The following is a 15,240-nucleotide window of genomic DNA, read 5'->3' as shown; positions in this document are numbered from 1 at the left end:
TCCGAGCCGCGCGGCCGTCGTTTCCGATCAGATGCGGCGGAGGCGGACGCGCTGGATGGAGTGGTTGGCGTCCTTGTGGAGGACGAGGTCGGCCCGGCCTCTGGTGGGGGCGATGTTCTCGACGAGGTTGCGCTCGTTGATGTCGCGCCAGATGTTCCTGGCGAAGTCGGTCGCCTCCTCCTCCGACAGGTCCGCGAGATGTTTGAAGTAGGACTTCGGGTCCTCGAAGGCCGTACGGCGGAGCTTGTGGAAGCGGTCCACGTACCAGTCGCGGATGTGCTCGACCTTGGCGTCCACATAGATGGAGAAGTCGAAGTAGTCGTTGATCGCGAGGGCGGTGGGCGGGGCGGGCTGCAGGACGTTGAGGCCCTCGACGATGAGGATGTCGGGGCGGCGCACGGTCTGGGTCGCGCCGGGCACGATGTCGTACTCCAGGTGGCTGTAGACCGGGGCCGTCACCTCCGGAAGGCCCGCCTTGACGTCGGCGACGAACCTGACCAGGGCCCGCCGGTCGTAGCTCTCGGGAAAGCCCTTCCTGTGCATGATGTCCCTCGCGGTGAGGACCTCGTTGGGGAAGAGGAAGCTGTCGGTGGTGATCAGGTCCACCCGGGGGTGCTCGGGCCAGCGGGCCAGCAGGGTGTGCAGCAGCCGGGCCGTGGTCGACTTGCCGACCGCGACGCTCCCCGCGATGCCCAGGACGTACGGGGCCGCCCTGCGCCCTCCGCCGAGGAAGGTGTTGAGCGCCGCGCTGCGCTGCCTGGCCCCGGTGAAGTGGAGGTTGAGCAGCCGGGTGAGCGGCAGGTAGATGTCGGTGACCTCGGCCAGGTCGATCGGGTCGTCGACGCCGCGCAGTTCCTCCAGCTCGTCCTCGGTGAGCGTGAGGGGCGTGTTCTTGCGGAGTTCGCTCCACTGAGCCCGGCTGAGCTGCACGTACGGTGTCGCGGTGTCCAAACCGTTGGCCATGTTCAGAGAGCCTACTGATCCGTCGGGAGCGGGTTCTTGGCGGGTGTTGGTCCGTCGGGAATCGGATCCCGGTGGGGCACCGGACGGGATTCTTGGCCTGTCCAGGGGGTTCTCCATAGACGCGCCGGACGATCTCTCAGGGAGGGGGTATGACAATGTGCGGAATAGTGGGATATACGGGACAGCGCCAGGCGATCGAGGTCGCGGTCGAGGGGCTGGGCCGGCTGGAGTACCGGGGATACGACTCGGCGGGGATCGCTCTGGTCGGAGCGGACGGCCTGGTCGTGGAGAAGCGGGCGGGGAAACTGGCCAACCTGCGCTCGGCGCTGATCTCACGTCCCACACCGCCGGCCGCGGCGACGACGGGGATCGGGCACACCCGATGGGCCACCCACGGGGCCCCCACCGACCGCAACGCCCATCCGCACACCGACTGCGAAGGGCGGATCGCGGTCATCCACAACGGGATCATCGAGAACTTCGCCGCGCTCAGGGCCGAACTGGAGAACGCGGGGCACCGGATCGTCTCCGAGACCGACACCGAGGTGGTGGCGCACCTGCTGGAGCGGTTCGCCGCCGGAGGGCTCATGGAGGCGATGCGCCGGGTCTGCCTGCGGCTGGAGGGGGCGTTCACCCTGCTCGCGGTCTCGGCCGACGAGCCCGACGTGGTGGTGGGGGCGCGGCGCAACTCGCCGCTGGTCATCGGCAGGGGCGACGGGGAGAACTTCCTCGGCTCGGACGTGGCGGCGTTCATCGCGTACACGCGCGAGGCGGTGGAGCTGGGCCAGGACCAGGTGGTCGAGCTGCGCCCCTCGAAGATCACGGTCGCCGACTTCCAGGGCCTCCCGGCCGTGACGTGTGACTACCACGTCGACTGGGACGCCTCGGCCGCCGAGAAGGACGGCCACGACCACTTCATGCTCAAGGAGATCGCCGAGCAGCCCCGGGCCATCGCCGACACGCTGCTCGGCAGGGTCGGCGAGGACGGTCGGCTGGTGCTGGACGAGATGCGACTGTCCGACCAGGAGCTACGTGACATCAACAAGATCATTCTGGTCGCCTGCGGGACCTCCTACCACGCCGGGCTCATCGCGAAGTACGCCATCGAGCACTGGGCTCGGCTGCCCTGCGAGGTCGAGGTGGCGAGCGAGTTCCGCTACCGCGACCCGATCCTCACCCGGGACACGCTGGTGATCGTGATCAGCCAGTCGGGCGAGACCATGGACACCCTCATGGCGGTACGGCACGCGCGCGGGCAGCGGTCGCGGGTGCTGGCGGTCTGCAACGTGAACGGTTCCACGATCTCCCGCGAGTCCGACGCCGTCCTCTACACGCACGCGGGCCCGGAGGTCGCGGTGGCCTCCACCAAGGCGTTCCTCACCCAGCTGGTGGCGTGCTATCTGGTGGCGCTCTATCTCGCCCAGGTCAGGGGGACGAAGTACGGCGACGAGATCACCCAGATCGTCGACCGGCTGGCGGAGGCGCCGTCGAAGGTGAGCGAGGTCCTCTCGACCGTCGAGCCGGTCCGCGCGCTGGCCAGGTCGCTCGCCGACGAGCGGTGCGTGCTCTTCCTGGGGCGGCACGTGGGCTTTCCCGTCGCGCTGGAGGGGGCGTTGAAGCTCAAGGAACTGGCGTACATGCACGCGGAGGGCTTCGCGGCGGGTGAGCTGAAGCACGGGCCGATCGCGCTGATCGACAAAGGGCTCCCCGTCGTGGTGGTCGTCCCCTCGCCGTCCGGCCAGCGGGTGATCCATGACAAGATCGTGTCCAACATCCAGGAGATCCGGGCGAGGGGGGCGAGGACCCTCGTCGTCGCCGAGGAGGGGGATGTCGCGGTCGGGCGCTACGCCGACACGCTGATCCACATCCCGGTCGTGCCGACCCTGCTCCAGCCGCTGGTCGCCGCGGTGCCACTCCAGGTCTTCGCCTGCGAGCTGGCCACGGCCAAGGGGCACGACGTCGACCAGCCCCGCAACCTCGCCAAGTCGGTCACGGTGGAGTAAGCCCTCCCCGTGCGTTGTCCACAGCCTGTGGATAAGTCTATGGATTACCCACAGCCGTAAGTGGGTATAGGGTCTGCCCTTCTTCTTGTCCCATTAAGTGTCGATATATGCCATATAACGGTTTACTGAGGCGCATCAACGTGGCGTGAATCCACCGGATCCAAGGGAGCCGCAAGATGGACCGTCGTCGTTTCCTCGCCCGAGGTGGCGCGCTGGCCGCGCTGGGGGTGGCCGGGCCGTTCGCGGGGGTCGCGCGGGCGGGGGCGAACGGGGAGATTCTCCCGGGGGCCGGGTACGGCCCGCTGAAGCCGGTCAAGGACGAGCGGGACGGCGTGGTGCGCCTCCACCTGCCCGACGGCTTCCACTACCGGTCCTTCAGCTCGGCCGGTGACAAGTACAGCGACGGGTCCGCCGTCCCCTCCAGGCACGACGGCATGGCCGCGTTCCGCGGGCCGGGCGGCAGCGCGATCCTCATCCGCAACCACGAGGTCAACGGCCCGGTCGGCGCGTTCGGAAACCCGGCCAAGGCCTACGATCCGGCGGCCGGCGGCGGCACCTCGACGCTCAGGGTCACCCGCTACGGCAAGGTGCTCACCTCCGCCCCCAGCCTGACCGGCACCCAGATGAACTGCTCGGGCGGCCCGATGCCCTGGGGCGCCTGGGTGAGTTGCGAGGAGACCGTGAACGGGCCGGACGTGGGCGACGACTTCACCGGCCAGGACAACGGCAGGCTCACGCGCAAACACGGCTACATCTTCGAGGTCCCGCTCGACGACGAGGCCGGAGGGCCGATCAGGAACGCCGGGCGGTTCGCCCACGAGTCGGTCGCGTTCGACGGGTTCACCGGCGCGCTCTACCTCACCGAGGACAACTTCGGTTTCGCCTCCGGCTTCTACCGTTACCTGCCCCCGAAGAACCCGCTGACGGCCCGCCGCATCCTTGACGGCGGCCGGCTCCAGATGCTGGCCGTGCGGGGCGCCCCCGGCAAGAACCTCTCCCTCGGCCAGCCCAGGGGAGCCTCGTACGCGACCACCTGGGTGGACATCGACGACCCCGATCCCACCTTCATCGGCACCCCCGCCAACAGCCTCGCCCTCCAGGCCGTCGGCAACCAGGGCAGGGCGAAGGGCGCGGCGCTCTTCTCCCGGCTGGAGGGGGCGATCAACCACCACGGCACGATCTACTTCGTCTCCACCCAGGGCGGCGCGACCGCGCCCGGCGACACCCCGCCGGGCGGCTTCGGCAAGGGGCGCGGCCAGGTGTGGGCGTACGAGACGTGGAGCGGGCGACTCAAACTCGTCTACGAGTCGCCGGGCGCGGTCACCCTCGACCTGCCGGACAACGTCACCGCCAGCCCCAGGGGCACCCTGGTCCTCTGCGAGGACGGCGCGGGCGGCAACTACCTGCGCGGCCTCACCCGTCAGGGCGAGATCTTCGACTTCTCCCGCCTCGCCCCCGTCCGCGGCGACTCCGGCGCCGAGTTCGCCGGCTCGACCTTCGGCCCCGGCGGTCACACCCTCTACGTCAACGTTCAGTCCGCCAAGGGGACGAGCTTCGCCATCTGGGGCCCCTGGCAGCGCGGCGGCTTCTGACCTCCAGGTCGTGGAGGGTTCTGAGGCGGAGAAACCCGGCAATCAGGAGGGCTCGGTCACCAGGGGAGAGGGCCGTCCTCCGAGCTGAACGTGCCGGTCGGGCCGTCGCCGTCGAGGGTCGCCATCCGCACGGCCACCGCCGCGCCCTGGGCCGCCGTGCGGGCTCCGGTGTGACCGGTCAGGTCGGTGGCGCAATGGCCGGGGTCGACGCCGTTGACCAGGATCCCGGATCCGTCCAGCTCGTTGGCGTAGAGCACGGTGATCGCGTTGAGCGCGCTCTTGGCGGAGTTGTAGGCCAGCATCGCCCAGTCGGGGTTGATGCCGTCCCTGGCCGAGGTGAGGGTCAGCGAGCCCAGCCGGGTCGTCATGTTCACGATCCTGGCCTCACCGGAGGCCCGTAGCAGCGGGATCATCGCGTGGGTCACCGTGACGACCCCGAACACGCCGACCTCGTAGGTGGTCCGCATGTGCCCGGCCGTCACGTCCACCGGGGCCACGCCGTAGTCACCGCAGAGTGCGGCGTTGTTGACCAGGACATCGAGCTTCCCGAACTCCTCACCGATGGTCTTGGCGGCGTTCAGGGCCGCGGCCTCGTCGGTGACGTCGAGCGGCAGCGGACGGGTGCCCTCGGGCGCCTGGCTCTCGTCGCGGACCCCGGCGAACACGGTCATCCCGCGCTCGGCGAGTTGCCGGGCGATCTCCCGGCCGATGCCCCGTCCCGCGCCGGTGACCAGTGCGATCTTCATGGGTTGTTCCCCCTGTGGTGGAGTCTCCGTTGAGGTCGCACAGTCTGGGCAGGGCTTCTTGGAAGTGACCTGCGGATCACTGGTGAAGCCCGGGGTATGGCGATTCGTGCTCCATCGGGGACCGGGTCCGATCGGGACAGGGCGGTGTCACGGCACCGGTCCTCTCTTCTAGCCTGGGAGGGTGATCGTTGGTATCGGTGTCGACGTCGTGGACGTGGCGAGGTTCGAGGCGACGCTGGTGCGGACGCCCGCGCTGCGGGGACGCCTGTTCACCGAGGGGGAGAGCGGGCTGGCCACGGAGTCCTTGGCAGCCAGGTTCGCGGCGAAGGAGGCCGTCGCGAAGGCCCTGGGTGCACCTCCCGGACTGCGTCACCTGGACGCCGAGGTGCTCAGCGGGGAGCACGGGCGGCCCGAGCTGCGGGTGACCGGCCGGGTGGCCGACGTCGCCGAGGCCCTGGGCGTGGCCCGGTGGCACGTCTCCCTCACCCACGACGGGGGCGTCGCGATCGCCTACGTGATCGCCGAGGGATAGATTCGGTGGAATGCGGACCGCGTACACCTCCGACCAGATCAGGGCGGCCGAGGCGGCACTGATGGCGACGCTGCCCGAGGGCGCCCTGATGGAGAGGGCGGCCACCGGGCTCGCGGTGATCTGCGCCAGGATGCTCGGCGGCGTATACGGCTCCCGCGTTGTGCTGCTCGTCGGCGGTGGCGACAACGGCGGTGACGCCCTCCACGCCGGGGCCCGTCTCGCGGCCAGGGGGGCGAGGGTCGACGCGCTCCTCGCCGGTACGCGCGTCCACGCGGCGGGCCTGGAGGCCCTGCGCCGCGCGGGCGGTCGCGTGACCCGCCTGAACCCCGATCCCGGCCACAACCACGATCCCGGTTCCGGTTCCGGCCCCGGTCCCGGCCACGGCGCGGGAAACGGGCCCGGTCTCGCGGTGGCCACGGCGGATCCCGCGGGTGCGCGCGTTCGCGGCCTGTTCGACGCGGCGGACCTGATCGTGGACGGCATGCTCGGGATCGGCGGGGCAGGGGCGCTCAGGGAGCCGTACGCGACCCTCGCCCGGCTCGCGAACGACGCGCCCGGCGAGGTCGTCGCAGTGGACGTGCCCAGCGGCGTGGACGCGAGCAGCGGCCGGGTGGAGGGGCCTGCGGTCGTCGCGGACGCCACCGTCACGTTCGGGGCGTGGAAGATCGGGTTGCTCGTCGATCCCGGCTCCCGGCACGCGGGCCGGACGGAACTCGTGGACATCGGCCTCGGCCCCTACCTGCCCGCCCCCGAGGCGGTCGCGCCGACGGACACCGACGTTGCCGCGATGCTGCCCAGGCCCGACGCCTCCTCCGACAAGTACCGCCGGGGCGTCGTCGGGATCGCGGCGGGCAGCGAGCTCTACACCGGCGCCGCGGTGCTGGCCGTGGGCGGGGCGCTGCGGGCCGGGGTGGGGATGGTCCGCTACGCGGGGGGCGCGGAACCGGTGGCCCAGGTGCGGGCCCGCTGGCCGGAGGCCGTGATCACCACGCTCGCCCCCGGAGAGGGGGTCGAGAGGGTGGGCCGCGTGCAGGCGTGGGTGCTCGGCCCCGGCCTCGGCACCGGCGACGAGGCCCGTGCCGTCGCCCGTTCCGTGCTGTCGAGCGAGGTCCCCGTGCTCGTCGACGCCGACGCGCTCACCCTGGTGGCCCAGGACAGGGCGCTGCTCCGCAGGGACGCGCCGGTCCTGATCACCCCGCACGCGGGCGAGCTCTCCCGCCTGATCGGCGTGCCGAGGGAGCGGATCGAGGCGCGGCGCCTGGAGAGCGTACGGCGGGCGGCGGCGGAACTGGGCGTGACCGTGCTGCTCAAGGGCTCGACCACGCTGGTCGCCGAGGAGGACCGGCCGGTCGGGATCAACCTCACCGGCAGCCCCTGGCTCGCGACCGGCGGCACCGGCGACGTGCTGGCGGGTCTGGCGGGCGCGCTGCTGGCCGCGGGACTGAGCGGGTACGACGCGGCCTCCTGCGCCGCGCACCTGCACGGAATCGCCGGTCGAGGCGGCCCTCTCACCGCCTGGGACGTCGCCGAGGCCCTGCCGGAGGTGGCGCGCTCCCTGCTCGGCGGGCCTCGGCATCGCCTCTCACCTGCCAAACTGGGGTCATGAGTTTCCCGATGACTCCCGCCGAGGCACGGGTGGATCTCTCGGCGATTCGTGAGAACGTGAGGCAGCTCGCGAGCCACGCTCCCGGCGCCGAGATGATGGTCGCGGTCAAGGCCGACGCCTACGGGCACGGGCTGGTTCCCGTGGCCCGCGCCTGTCTGGAGGCCGGCGCGGGCCGGCTGGGCACCGCCTACATCCGCGAGGCCCTGGAACTGAGGGCCGCCGGGATCACCGCGCCGATCCTGGCGTGGATCATCCCGCCGGGAGAGCCGCTTGAGCAGGCCGTCGGGCACGACATCGAGCTGTCGGCGAGCTCCGTCTCGATGATCGACGCGATCGCCGACGCCGCCGCGGAGGCCGGTGGGACGGCGAGGGTGCACCTGAAGGTCGACACCGGCATGTCACGCGGCGGCGCGACGGCGGCGGAATGGGCAGCCCTGGTCCAGCGGGCGTTGCGGCATCAGGCCGAGGGCGTGATCGAGATCGTCGGGCTCTGGTCCCACTTCGCCTGCGCCGACATACCGGGAGACCCGTCCATCGCGGCCCAGCTGGCGGCCTTCGACGAGGCGCTGCACATCGCGGAGAAGGCCGGGGCCGGAGGCTCCCACGTCATCAGGCACATCGCCAACTCGGCGGCGATCCTGACGCTGCCGCAGGCACGCTACGACCTGGTCCGTCCGGGCATCGCGACCTTCGGCCTGAGCCCCGTGCCCCGGCTCGGAGGTTTCGGGCTGCGTCCGGCGATGACGCTCGTCGCGCGGATCGCGCTGGTCAAACGGGTGCCTGCCAGGTCGGGCGTCTCCTACGGGCACCTGTACGTCACGGATCGGGAAACGACGCTTGGCCTCGTCCCCCTCGGGTATGCGGACGGGGTCCTACGGCACGCCACCAACGTGGCGGAGGTGCTGGCCGGTGGCCGCAGGCGGCGGATCGCGGGCAGGGTCTGCATGGACCAGTTCATGATCGACGTAGGGGACGACCCGTTGACGGAGGGTGACGAGGTGATCCTGTTCGGCGACGGTTCTCGTGGCGAACCCACCGCTCAGGAGTGGGCGGATTCCCTCGACACGATCACGCATGAGATCGTGACCAGGATCGGTTCGCGGGTCCCGCGCGTTTACCGATGAAAGGAAGCTTAGGGGGGCGCATGAGTAGTACCAGACGGCGCAAGGTCGGCATCGCGGGCGCGGTCGTCGGCGTCGCGTCGGCCGGAGTGGCCGCCGGGGCCCTCGCCAAGCGGTACGCCGTCGGACGCATCAGGCTCCGCCCCGACCTGGAGGCGAGCGAGCCGCTCGGAGAGCTGCGCGGCCATCCCACCACGGTCACCACCTCCGACGGCGTTCCCCTGCACGTCGAGGTCGACGGGAAGGAGGAGGCTCCGCTGACCGTGGTGTTCTGCCACGGCTACACGCTCAACCTCGACTCCTGGCACTATCAGCGGCGCGACCTGGGCGGCGAGCACCGTCTGGTCCTGTGGGACCAGCGCTCCCACGGTCGCTCGCCGCGCATCCCGATGAAGGACTGCTCGATCGACCGGCTCGGCGACGACCTGGCCGAGGTGATCGAGGCGCTGGTGCCCGGCCCGTGCGTGCTCGTCGGCCACTCCATGGGCGGTATGACGATCATGGCGCTCGCCGACCGGCACCCGGAGCTGTTCGGCGACAGGATCAGGGGTGTGGCGCTGATCTCCACCTCCACCGGCAAACTCGGCGAGATCTCCCTGGGCCTGCCCGCGCTGCTGTCGAAGGCGGTGCACAAGGTCACGCCGGGCACGGTGTCGATCCTGAGGCGCGGCGGCTCGCTGGTCGACAAGAGCCGCCAGGTCGGCAACGACGTGGCCTTCCTCGCCCTGCGTTACCTGGGTTTCGGCGATTCCAAGAACGTCAGCCCCACGGTCGTCGACTTCGTCGAGTCGATGATCCGCTCCACCCCGTTCGAGGTGATCGCCGAGTTCTACCCGGCGCTGATGTCGCACGACAAGCTGAGCGCGCTGCGCGTGCTGGACGGGGTCCCGACCTGCATCATGGTCGGCGACAAGGACTGGCTCACGCCCGTCGAGCACAGCAGGGCGATGGCGGCGGCGCTGCCGAGCGCCCGGTTCACCGAGGTTCCGGAAAGTTCGCACCTGGTCCAGCTGGAGCGGCCTACCGTGGTCAACGACGCTCTGCACGATCTGCTCAAGCGGGTGGACACGGGCGACACCGATGACGGGGACCGGTGAGCCGGAGGCGCACGTACGGCGCACGGTGAGCCCCCGGACGGGGCGCCCGGGCCGTGAGACGGCGCGGAGTCCTGGAAGACCGCGTGAGGCCCAGGAAGGTATGGAACAGGAGTGACGAAGCGGTGAGAATCGTGGCGACCGCCGAGGAGATGCGGGAGCTGGGCGAGGAGTTGGCGGCGCTGTTGCGCCCGGGGGACCTCGCGGTGCTCTCGGGCCCGCTCGGCGCGGGCAAGACGACCCTGGTGCAGGGGATCGCCGAGGGGCTCAAGGTGCGCGGCCCGATCACCTCGCCGACCTTCGTCATCGCCCGGGTGCACCCCTCGCTCTCCAGCGGACCGGCCCTGGTCCACGTCGACGCCTACCGCCTCGGGGGGGATCTGGAGGTCGACGACCTGGACCTGGACGCCTCGATCGAGGAGTCGGTGACGGTCGTGGAGTGGGGCGAGGGCCTGGTGGAGGGGCTCGCCGACGATCGGCTGGAGATCCTCATCGGCAGGGGCGCGTCCGGCGAGCCGGGGGAGGAGCGGACCGTCACCCTCAGGGGAATCGGGCCGCGCTGGAACGGCGTCATCTGATCTGCCTACAAAGACAGAGAAATCCTGGCACGCTCGGACTACGCACCATTGGTCTAGATCGTCAGGCGTGATGATCGACTCTTGCGGGTTTGCCCATGTTTAATGGGGAACAGGTGGGAAATCGTGCCGGGCGAGGGTCGTCGGCCGGAGGGCGAAATGGAGTTCGACGGTGCCAAGCGTCAAGCGTGTCGCGGTTGTGGGAGCCATCCTCCTTTTCGGACTGGTCGGGTGCTCTGCGGGCGCCGAATCGGCAGACCCGTCGGGCACACCCACCCCGGCCCCACCTGATTCCGGCATCAGTCGGCAGGACATCGAGGTCCAGCTCCAGCCGGCCCGCGCCAAGGCCGGGCAGAAGGTATGGATCCTGGCCAACTGCCCGATCCCGCAGGGCGGTCCCGAGCATCGCGGTACCGCGTCCTCCAAGATCTTCCGCACCCCGGTGACCCTCGACCCGATCCTCGCCACGCCCACGCCCGACCCCGCCTCGACCGCGACCCCGACGCCGCGTCCGTGGGTCCGTGGCCAGGCCACCGTCGCCGAGGGCACCGCCCCCGGGATTCACGAGGTCAACGCGAGGTGCGAGGGGACCAACGACACCGGCAAGGCCAACCTCAGGATCGTGGCCGACACCGAGCCGAGCTCCACCCCCACCTCCGACCCCACCTCCAAGCCGACCAGGACGATCATCAGCACCGAGGCGCCGGGGACGGGTGGCGGCGGCACCGCCGCCGGAGGCCCCAACGACTCGGGCGCCCCGATCGGTACGACCGGCGTCCTGCTCGCTCTCGCCCTGGCCGGCGGCATCGGCATCGCGGTCGTGCGTCGCCGCCGTTCGTAGTCCCCGATGGCCGATTCAACCCGCTGGTCCAGGATCGTCCTGGCCGGGGTCATCACCGGCGTCGTCATGGTCGCGTTCGGCAACAGGGGTGGTGAGGTCGAGAAGGAGAAGGCGCCCGCCCGCGCGTCGGTCTCGCCCAGCCGCATCGACATCCCCTCACTGGGGATCAAGGCGCCGCTGATGAAGCTCGGTGTGACGGACGGCCGGGTCGACCTGCCGCCGTACGAGAAGCCGAACGTCGCGGGCTGGGTGAAGGACAGCGCGGTCCCCGGCGACCAGGGGTCCGCGGTGATCCTCGGGCACGTGGACACCAAGACCGCGCCCGCGGTCTTCTACAAGCTCAAGGAGATGCGGGAGGGGCAGGTCATCAAGGTCGTACGCAGCGACGGCAAGGTCGCCCAGTACCGGGTGGACGCGGTCGAGCAGATCAGCAAGAACCGGTTCCCCGCCGACAAGGTCTATCTTGAGGACGGCCTGCGACTGATCACCTGCGGCGGGACCTTCGACTGGGACAGCCACGAGTATCGCGACAACCTCATCGTCTACGCCACCCTGGTCAAGACCTGAGCCCTCGCGGGACGGGCTAGGCTAAGTGTTCGTGCTGGTCCTGGCCTTTGACACCGCGACCCCCGCCGTCACCGCAGCTCTGCACGACGGTGAGAGGGTCCTCGCCGAGTCGACGACGATCGACGCGCGCCGTCACGGCGAGCTGCTCGTCCCCACGATCGAGACGGTCCTGAGCGAGGCCGGGGCCTCGCTCCGCGACGTCACCGCCATCGTCGCGGGCTCGGGACCCGGCCCCTACACCGGCCTGCGGGTCGGCCTGGTGACCGCCCAGGCCCTCGCGACGTCGCTGGGCGTCCCGGCGTACGGCGTGTGCACCCTCGACGCGCTCGCGTACGGCAGCGGACCGGACGAGCCGTTCCTGGTGGCCACCGACGCCCGGCGCAAGGAGGTGTTCTGGGGCCACTACCGGGACCCGTGCACCCGGCTGTCGGGCCCCGCGGTGGACCGGCCCCAGGATCTGCCGGGAGAGCTCCCGCTGGTCGGCGCGGGCGCGCGGATGTACGCCGAGATCGTCGGCGCCTCCCGGATCCTGGACGTGCCGGAGTATCCCGGCGCGGGCGCGATGGCGGCGCTCGCCGCCGGGCGACTCGGCGAGCCGGGTGTCCGCGAGGCCGCGGAGAGCGGCACCCACCCCGTGCTCGGCCCGCCCCGGCCGATCTACCTGCGCCGGCCCGACGCCAAGGTGCCCTCGGCGCCCAAGAAGGTCTCCACGTGACGGCCGTCCTGCGCCAGATGATCGCGGACGACCTGCCCGCGGTGATGGAGGTCGAGCGGAAGACCTTTCCCGCCGACGCCTGGAGCGAGGGCATGCTCCGGGGGGAGCTCGACGACCAGCCGAGGACGAGGCACTACGTGGTGGCCCTGGTCGACGGCGTGATCGTCGGCTACGCGGGCCTCGCCGCGGCGGGAGACCAGGCCGACGTGCAGACCATCGCCGTCCTGGCCGAGTGGCGCGGGACCGGCGTCGGCGGCGCGATGCTGACCGAGCTTCTGGCCGAGGCCGCACGCAGGGGCGCCGTGTCGGTCTTCCTGGAGGTGCGCGCCGACAACCTGGGCGCGCAGGCCGTCTACGACAGGTTCGGGTTCGAGCGGATCGGCCTGCGCCGCCGCTACTACGAGGACGGCACTGACGCGATCATGATGAGGAAGGATCTCCATGCGTGACGAACCGGTGGTCCTGGGCATCGAGACCTCCTGCGACGAGACGGGAATCGGCCTCGTCAGAGGGCACACGATGCTGGCCAACGCCATCGCCTCCAGTGTCGAGCAGCACGCCCGCTTCGGCGGGGTGGTGCCCGAGGTCGCCTCCAGGGCGCACCTGGAGGCGATGACCCCGACCGTGGAGCGGGCACTGGAGCGGGCGGGCCTGCGGTTCGCCGACGTCGACGCGATCGCGGTCACCGCCGGGCCCGGCCTGTCCGGCGCGCTGCTCGTCGGCGTCGCCGCGGCCAAGGCGTACTCGCTGGGCCTGGGCGTGCCGCTGTACGGCGTCAACCACCTCGCCGCCCACGTCGCGGTGGACCAGCTGGAGCACGGAGCCCTGCCCAAGCCCTGCATCGCGATGCTGGTCTCCGGCGGGCACTCGTCACTGCTGCTGGTGCCCGACGTCGCCAGGGACGTCATCTCGCTGGGTTCCACGGTGGACGACGCCGCGGGCGAGGCGTTCGACAAGGTGGCGAGGGTGCTCGGGCTGCCGTTCCCCGGCGGGCCGCACATCGACAGGGTGGCCCGTGACGGTTCCGGCGCGGCGATCGCGTTCCCTCGCGGCAAGTACGACGACGGGACGCTCGACTTCTCCTTCTCCGGCCTGAAGACCGCCGTGGCCCGGTGGGTGGAGGCGAGGGAGAAGGCGGGTGAGCCGGTTCACGTGCCCGACGTGGCGGCGTCGTTCCAGGAGGCCGTCGTCGACGTGCTGACCCGCAAGGCGCTGCAGGCGTGCGCCAAGTACGACGTTCACGACCTGCTGATCGGCGGCGGGGTGGCGGCCAACTCCCGGCTGAGGGCGATGGCCCAGGAGCGTTGTGACGCGGCCGGTGTCCGGTTGCGGGTCCCCAGCCCCGGGTTGTGCACGGACAACGGAGCCATGGTGGCGGCCCTGGGCTCGGACCTGGTCGCGGCCGGCATCACGCCGTCGCGGCTGGACATCCCGGCCGACTCCTCGATGCCCGTCACCACCGTCCACGTCTGACGGGCCCCGCCCTCGTACGGGGATGACGTCCGGCTGAGGGCGTCCGCGCGCCCGTCGGATCCCCGCCGGGGTGTCCGCGCGCGCCCGTCGGCCGTCGCGCCCCCGCTGGGGTGTCCGCTGGGGGTGTTCGTGCGTGCGTCGGATCCCCGCCGGGGTGTCCGTGTGCGCCCGTCGGCCGTCGCGCCCCCGCTGGGCGGCGGCCGCACGGGCTCTTCCTTTTTGCGGGTTCTTCCTCCCGGAGCTCGCCCTGAGGGTTTCTCCTTCGAGGGCTCCTGCCTCCCGGAGGTTCTTCACTACGGGTGCCTCTAGACGGAGTGCAGGGTGAGCACCGGGTAGTCGGTGTAACCGCGGTGGTCGCCGCCGAAGGCCGAGCCGAAGTCGGCCTGGTTGAGCTCGGCGCCGAGGCGGAGGCGGAGCGGCAGGTCGGGGTTGGCCAGGAACGACTGGCCCAGCGAGACCAGGTCGGCGCCGCGCTCCAGCCACCGCGTGGCCCTGTCGGCCGGGTCGCCGATCGAGGGGTCGTTGACGATGAGGGTGTTCGGCCACAGCGTCTGGATCTCCTGGTTGAGCTCCTCGGAGGAACTCGCCACCAGGTGGAGATAGGCGAGGTCGAGCGCGGCGAGCTCGGAGACGAGCGCCGGGTAGACCTCGTGCATGTCGTCTTCGACCAGGTCTCCCGCGCCGTTGCCCGGCGAGAGGCGGATGCCGACCTTGGAGGCGCCGATCCGGTCCACGACCGCCCGCGCGGTCTCCACGGCGAAGCGGATCCTGTTCTCCTGCGAGCCGCCGAAGTGGTCGTCGCGCAGGTTGGCGTTCTGCGACAGGAACTGCTGGATGAGGTAGCCGTTGGCGCCGTGCAACTCGACCCCGTCGAAGCCCGCCTCCACGGCGCGCGCGGCGGCGTCGGCGAAGTCCTGGACGGTGGACTCGACCTGGGCGGTTGTCAGTTCGAGCGGGGTTTGGTAGTCCTGCAGGCCGGTGGGCGTGAAGATCTGCCCCGCCGGTCGTACGGCGGACGGCCCGAGGGGGAGCGCGCCGGTGTTGTCGGGGTGGCCGATCCGGCCGGCGTGCATGATCTGGGCGAAGATCCTGCCGCCCGCCGCGTGGACGGCGTCGGTGACCTCACGCCACCCGGCCACCTGTTCGTCGGTGTGCAACCCCGGGGTGTCCATATAGCCCTTGCCGGCCTGGCTGGGTTGGACCCCCTCTGTGATGATCAGGCCCGCCGAGGCTCGCTGGGCGTAGTAGAGGGCGGTGAGCGACGAGGGGATTCCGTCGACGTAGGCCCGGGAGCGTGTCATGGGCGCCATCACCAGGCGGTTGGGCAGCTGGAGGCCGGCGAGCGTGAACGGTGAGAACGGCATGGTGAACTCCTTTTGTTGGTTGGCCAACTTGGCTAGCCAATAAGTAGT

15 protein-coding genes are annotated in these 15,240 nt (G+C 71.0%); 12 read left to right on the top strand and 3 right to left on the bottom strand.

Translation table 11 applies throughout. From position 1 onward, the window contains the following. Window positions 1–27: 27 nt before the first annotated feature. A complete protein-coding gene (gene coaA, locus ABZ664_RS04635; RefSeq protein ID WP_362502954.1) occupies window positions 28–963 on the bottom strand; it encodes a type I pantothenate kinase in 936 nt (311 codons plus the stop codon). 155 nt (window positions 964–1,118) lie between these two features. On the opposite strand from coaA, the gene glmS reads away from it, so the two are divergent. Together glmS and ABZ664_RS04625 are read left to right on the top strand one after the other, a co-directional pair. After that, window positions 1,119–2,966, top strand: coding sequence for a glutamine--fructose-6-phosphate transaminase (isomerizing) (gene glmS / locus ABZ664_RS04630; protein WP_362503923.1), 1,848 nt, complete (start codon window positions 1,119–1,121; stop codon window positions 2,964–2,966). 176 nt (window positions 2,967–3,142) lie between these two features. Beyond that, on the top strand, window positions 3,143–4,558 hold the full coding sequence (locus tag ABZ664_RS04625; protein WP_362502951.1) for an alkaline phosphatase PhoX: 1,416 nt from the start codon (window positions 3,143–3,145) through the stop codon (window positions 4,556–4,558). Between the two features lie 56 nt (window positions 4,559–4,614). Here ABZ664_RS04625 and ABZ664_RS04620 read toward each other — a convergent pair whose 3' ends face one another. Beyond that, window positions 4,615–5,304: an SDR family NAD(P)-dependent oxidoreductase gene (locus tag ABZ664_RS04620; RefSeq protein WP_362502949.1), complete on the bottom strand. Its 690-nt coding sequence runs from the start codon at window positions 5,302–5,304 to the stop codon at window positions 4,615–4,617. Window positions 5,305–5,485: 181 nt separating this feature from the next. On the opposite strand from ABZ664_RS04620, the gene ABZ664_RS04615 reads away from it, so the two are divergent. The 10 genes from ABZ664_RS04615 to tsaD all read left to right on the top strand — a co-directional run bounded on the left by ABZ664_RS04615 (window position 5,486) and on the right by tsaD (window position 13,828). Further along, window positions 5,486–5,836: a holo-ACP synthase gene (locus ABZ664_RS04615; protein ID WP_362502946.1), complete on the top strand. Its 351-nt coding sequence runs from the start codon at window positions 5,486–5,488 to the stop codon at window positions 5,834–5,836. A gap of 10 nt (window positions 5,837–5,846) precedes the next feature. Next, window positions 5,847–7,442 carry an NAD(P)H-hydrate dehydratase gene (locus ABZ664_RS04610; protein ID WP_362502943.1) on the top strand — a complete coding sequence of 532 codons (1,596 nt, stop codon included), beginning with the start codon at window positions 5,847–5,849 and terminating at the stop codon, window positions 7,440–7,442. Beyond that, complete coding sequence (alr, locus tag ABZ664_RS04605; protein ID WP_362502940.1) at window positions 7,439–8,566, top strand: alanine racemase; 1,128 nt, start codon at window positions 7,439–7,441, stop codon at window positions 8,564–8,566. The genes ABZ664_RS04610 and alr overlap by 4 nt, the downstream gene beginning before the upstream one ends. 20 nt (window positions 8,567–8,586) lie before the next feature. Beyond that, on the top strand, window positions 8,587–9,660 hold the full coding sequence (locus ABZ664_RS04600) for an alpha/beta hydrolase (protein WP_362502937.1): 1,074 nt from the start codon (window positions 8,587–8,589) through the stop codon (window positions 9,658–9,660). A 122-nt stretch (window positions 9,661–9,782) separates the two neighbouring features. Then, the gene (gene tsaE, locus ABZ664_RS04595) at window positions 9,783–10,235 is read left to right on the top strand and encodes a tRNA (adenosine(37)-N6)-threonylcarbamoyltransferase complex ATPase subunit type 1 TsaE (protein WP_362502934.1); all 453 of its coding nucleotides are present in this window, start codon (window positions 9,783–9,785) and stop codon (window positions 10,233–10,235) included. A gap of 169 nt (window positions 10,236–10,404) precedes the next feature. Next, window positions 10,405–11,073 (top strand): hypothetical protein, encoded by a 669-nt coding sequence (locus ABZ664_RS04590; RefSeq protein ID WP_362502931.1) that lies wholly within the window; start codon window positions 10,405–10,407, stop codon window positions 11,071–11,073. A 6-nt stretch (window positions 11,074–11,079) separates the two neighbouring features. Then, the gene (locus tag ABZ664_RS04585; protein WP_362502928.1) at window positions 11,080–11,640 is read left to right on the top strand and encodes a class F sortase; all 561 of its coding nucleotides are present in this window, start codon (window positions 11,080–11,082) and stop codon (window positions 11,638–11,640) included. Window positions 11,641–11,671: 31 nt separating this feature from the next. Then, window positions 11,672–12,355, top strand: a complete 684-nt coding sequence (gene tsaB / locus ABZ664_RS04580) for a tRNA (adenosine(37)-N6)-threonylcarbamoyltransferase complex dimerization subunit type 1 TsaB (RefSeq protein ID WP_362502925.1) — start codon at window positions 11,672–11,674, stop codon at window positions 12,353–12,355. Between the two features lie 17 nt (window positions 12,356–12,372). Continuing rightward, window positions 12,373–12,804: a ribosomal protein S18-alanine N-acetyltransferase gene (rimI, locus tag ABZ664_RS04575; protein WP_362503920.1), complete on the top strand. Its 432-nt coding sequence runs from the start codon at window positions 12,373–12,375 to the stop codon at window positions 12,802–12,804. Beyond that, window positions 12,797–13,828 carry a tRNA (adenosine(37)-N6)-threonylcarbamoyltransferase complex transferase subunit TsaD gene (gene tsaD / locus ABZ664_RS04570; protein WP_362502922.1) on the top strand — a complete coding sequence of 344 codons (1,032 nt, stop codon included), beginning with the start codon at window positions 12,797–12,799 and terminating at the stop codon, window positions 13,826–13,828. Before rimI ends, tsaD begins: the two co-directional genes overlap by 8 nt. 305 nt (window positions 13,829–14,133) lie before the next feature. On the opposite strand, the gene ABZ664_RS04565 is transcribed toward tsaD, so the two are convergent. Beyond that, on the bottom strand, window positions 14,134–15,192 hold the full coding sequence (locus tag ABZ664_RS04565; protein WP_362502919.1) for an alkene reductase: 1,059 nt from the start codon (window positions 15,190–15,192) through the stop codon (window positions 14,134–14,136). Between the last annotated feature and the right edge of the window lie 48 nt (window positions 15,193–15,240).

The organism is Streptosporangium sp. NPDC006930, from assembly GCF_040635605.1.
GTDB lineage: Bacteria > Actinomycetota > Actinomycetes > Streptosporangiales > Streptosporangiaceae > Streptosporangium.
Note: the sequence above shows the minus strand (reverse complement) of the source record. Positions and strands in the feature narration are given on the sequence as shown.